Raw genomic sequence first — 3539 nt, forward strand, 5'->3', positions numbered from 1 at the left:
TACCCCTAGCGCGTTTTGGGTACATATGTATATAATTGGTAATATTTTTCATCTTTGGTAGAACCACGGTATATTTTCCATTTACCGTTCTACCATTTTTCCGTTATATATTTCGGACAGGTCTATTATATAAACGATAGGCTAAATCTCTCGCTATTTCTCCCTGTTCGCCTATTTTCGCTAACATCTCTGCGGTTTTTAATTCCCCTGCGGTTTCTAGGGTGTGTATTAAATGTTGGGTAATTTCCCAATGGGATGTGCGGGTGTCGGTGTCTGGGTTCCAGTCTGGGGAAAGTTCTTGTCTTTGCAATAGTCGCACTTTGCCGCTTTTGGCTGCAAGTATACCACCGTTGACTAATCCTTGTATGCTGGTGTTTCTGGCTTTGGATAAGGTTTCTGCGTCTCCATATTCCCCTTCATTAAATTGGTTTTGTTCAAACCATGTCAACGCCCAACGAGTATCAGCATCAAATTCTCCTTCTTGTTCTGTTAAGTATTCATCTAATATTTGATTAATAGACTTATTACTAGCTGGCTTATATCCCTTTGTCGAACGGGAAATGCAAGCAAAACACGGTAAAAATTGGGTGGTTGCTGCTACCCCCTTCGTTTCAGAAGATCGCACTCTGCGCCGTCCTGTTGCTAAAATTTTGACTCAAGATGTGTCAGAACTATTAAAAGTGATCTGGAATCAGTGGCATGAAGTATTTAAACAAACATTAGGTAATGCGGAAAGAAACCTCATTGGTGAGTTAATGACAACTCGCAACGCTTGGGCGCATAATGACTCATTCTCCACCGATGACACCTACCGCGCTTTAGATAGTATTAACCGCTTATTAACTGCTATTTCTGCACCGGAAGCAGACGCAGTAGATAAACAAAAACAAGAACTGCTGCGGTTACGGTTTGAAGAACAAGCAAAACGAGAAACCCGCAAAGCAATTTCCGCAATTGATACCAACCCCCAAGCCGGTTTAAAACCTTGGCGGGAAGTTGTCACACCCCATCCAGATGTGGCTGCTGGGCGTTATCAACAAGCAGAATTTGCTGCGGATCTCTGGCAAGTTTATCAAGATGAAGGTTCTGATGAATACCGCTTACCTACGGAATTTTTCCGCCGTACCTATTTAACTACGGGTCTGCAACAACTTTTAACTAATGCTTTAAAACGCCTTTCTGGTCAAGGTGGTGATCCGGTAATTGAATTACAAACTAACTTTGGTGGTGGAAAAACTCACGCTATGTTAGCTTTGTATCATCTTTGTTTTGGTGTTTCTGCTGATGATTTACCTGGCTTAGAGCCTGTATTTACTGCTGCTGGCGTTTCCCAGCCTCCTGAAAATGTGAAAACTGCTGTTTTAGTAGGTAATAAAATTAGCCCTGGTCAACCCCGCAAGACAAAGGACGGGATTGTGATTAATACTCTTTGGGGTGAGTTGGCTTGGCAACTAGGCGGTAAAGAAGGATACGAGATGATCCGCCAAGCAGACGAAACTGCTACTAATCCCGGTGATGTGCTTACCCAGTTATTTAACCGTTATTCACCTTGTTTAATTTTGATTGATGAATGGATAGCCTATGCCCGGCAATTACATGATAGCAAGGATTTACCCGGTGGGACCTTTGATACTCATTTTACCTTTGCCCAAACTTTGAGCGAATCGGCGAAAAATGCCAAAAATACGTTATTAGTGGTAAGTATTCCCGCTTCTAATATTGAAATTGGCGGAGAAAGGGGAAAGGAGGGATTAAATCGCCTGAAAAATGCCATTGGTCGGGTTGAGTCTCCTTGGCGACCTGCTTCAGCGGAAGAAAGTTTTGAAATTGTGCGTCGGCGTTTATTTCAACCTATCACAGATCCGAATTTATTTGTAGCCCGTGATGCTGTGGTAAGGGCTTTTAGTGATATGTATCGCCATCAATCTCAGGAATTTCCCTTAGAATGTCGAGAAGCTGACTATGAACGCAGATTAAAAGAAGCTTATCCCATCCATCCTGAATTATTTGATCGACTGTATAGTGATTGGTCAAGTTTAGATAAATTCCAATGCACTAGAGGCGTATTGCGATTAATGGCACAGGTAATTAATGGATTATGGCAGTCAGGCGATCGCAGTTTAATAATTCTTCCCGCAAATGTACCGATTTCTGAACCATCTGTGCAGTCAGAATTAACAAGATACTTAGAAGAATCCTGGCTACCAGTGATTGAAAAAGACGTTGATGGGACAAACTCCCTGCCTGTGATCCTCGATTCCCAAAACCCCAACCTGGGGCGTTATTCAGCTTGTCGTCGTGTCACCCGTACCATATATATGGGTTCAGCCCCCACCCTGCAAGCGGCTAACCGAGGTTTAGAAGACAGACGTATAAAATTAGGCTGTGTCCAACCCGGAGAAAGCGCCGCCACCTTTGGGGACGCACTACGCCGGTTAGGAGATCAAGCAACTTATTTATACATTGGTGATGGGAATAGATATTGGATATCCACCCAGCCTAATGTCATCAGAACCGCGCAAGAAAGGGCAAATCAGATTGCCCAGGATCAGGATAGAATTATAGAAGAAATTATCAGACGTATCAAAAAAGACAAAAACAAGGGTGAATTTGAGGGGATTCACATTTTCACCACCAATACTACTAATGATATTCCCGACGATGAAAATATGGGAGTGAGATTAGTAATTTTAAGTCCTAAGTTTCCCCACACCAGTAAAAGTAAAGATAGTCTAGCTTATGAGACTGTGGGTAATATATTAAATAGTAAGGGAACAAGTCCCCGTTATTGTAAAAATCTGTTATTATTTATTGCTGCTGACCGGACAAAGTGCGATACTTTATTTGAAAATGTCAGTCAATTTTTAGCATGGGATTCTATTGTTAAAGAGAAACAAGAGAAAATTTTAAATCTCGATACCTTTCAAGAAAAACAAGCTCATAAAAAACAGGAGGAAACAGATACAAAAGTTGATAATTCGATTTTAGAAACCTATCAATGGTTATTAGTTCCTAGTCAGTCAGATCCCCAAAGTCCAATTACATGGGAAGAATTGAAATTACCCGGACAAGATTCTTTTATTTTGCGTGCTAGTCGTAAAGCTTTACATGAAGAATATTTGATTACCAAATTTGCACCTTTTTTATTAAATCAATTAGTGCTGAATCCTTATCTTTGGCAAAATGTCAATCATATTGAAGTGAAAACCTTATGGAAATATTTGACAAATTATCTCTATTTACCCAGGCTAAAAAATGCACAGGTTTTACTTAATACTGTTCAGGAAGGAGTAGCAGCACTACTGTTAACAGAAAACTTTGCCTATGCTGATGGTTACGACGAAGCCAAACAAAGATATTTAGGATTAAAAAGTAGTGAACATATTACAGTGAGTCTGAGTCAACAAAGTTTAGTAGACCTGTCCGAAATATATAACGGAAAAATGGTAGAACGGTAAATGGAAAATATACCGTGGTTCTACCAAAGATGAAAAATATTACCAATTATATACATATGTACCCAAAACGCGCTAGGGGTA

Annotated in this window: 2 protein-coding genes; one reads left to right on the plus strand and one right to left on the minus strand. The window is 40.4% G+C overall.

Annotated features, from left to right (window positions below; translation table 11 throughout):
• Positions 1–103 precede the first annotated feature (103 nt).
• Positions 104–625 (minus strand): DUF8807 domain-containing protein, encoded by a 522-nt coding sequence (locus FFR48_RS26315; RefSeq protein ID WP_201277685.1) that lies wholly within the window; start codon positions 623–625, stop codon positions 104–106.
• On the opposite strand from FFR48_RS26315, the gene FFR48_RS26320 reads away from it, so the two are divergent.
• Positions 561–3458, plus strand: a complete 2898-nt coding sequence (locus tag FFR48_RS26320) for a DUF499 family protein (RefSeq protein WP_137669391.1) — start codon at positions 561–563, stop codon at positions 3456–3458. The genes FFR48_RS26315 and FFR48_RS26320 overlap by 65 nt on opposite strands.
• Positions 3459–3539: the final 81 nt, after the last annotated feature.

Origin of the sequence: Sphaerospermopsis reniformis (genome assembly GCF_005402885.1) — a bacterium.
In the GTDB taxonomy this organism is placed as follows: Bacteria; Cyanobacteriota; Cyanobacteriia; order Cyanobacteriales; family Nostocaceae; genus Sphaerospermopsis; species Sphaerospermopsis kisseleviana.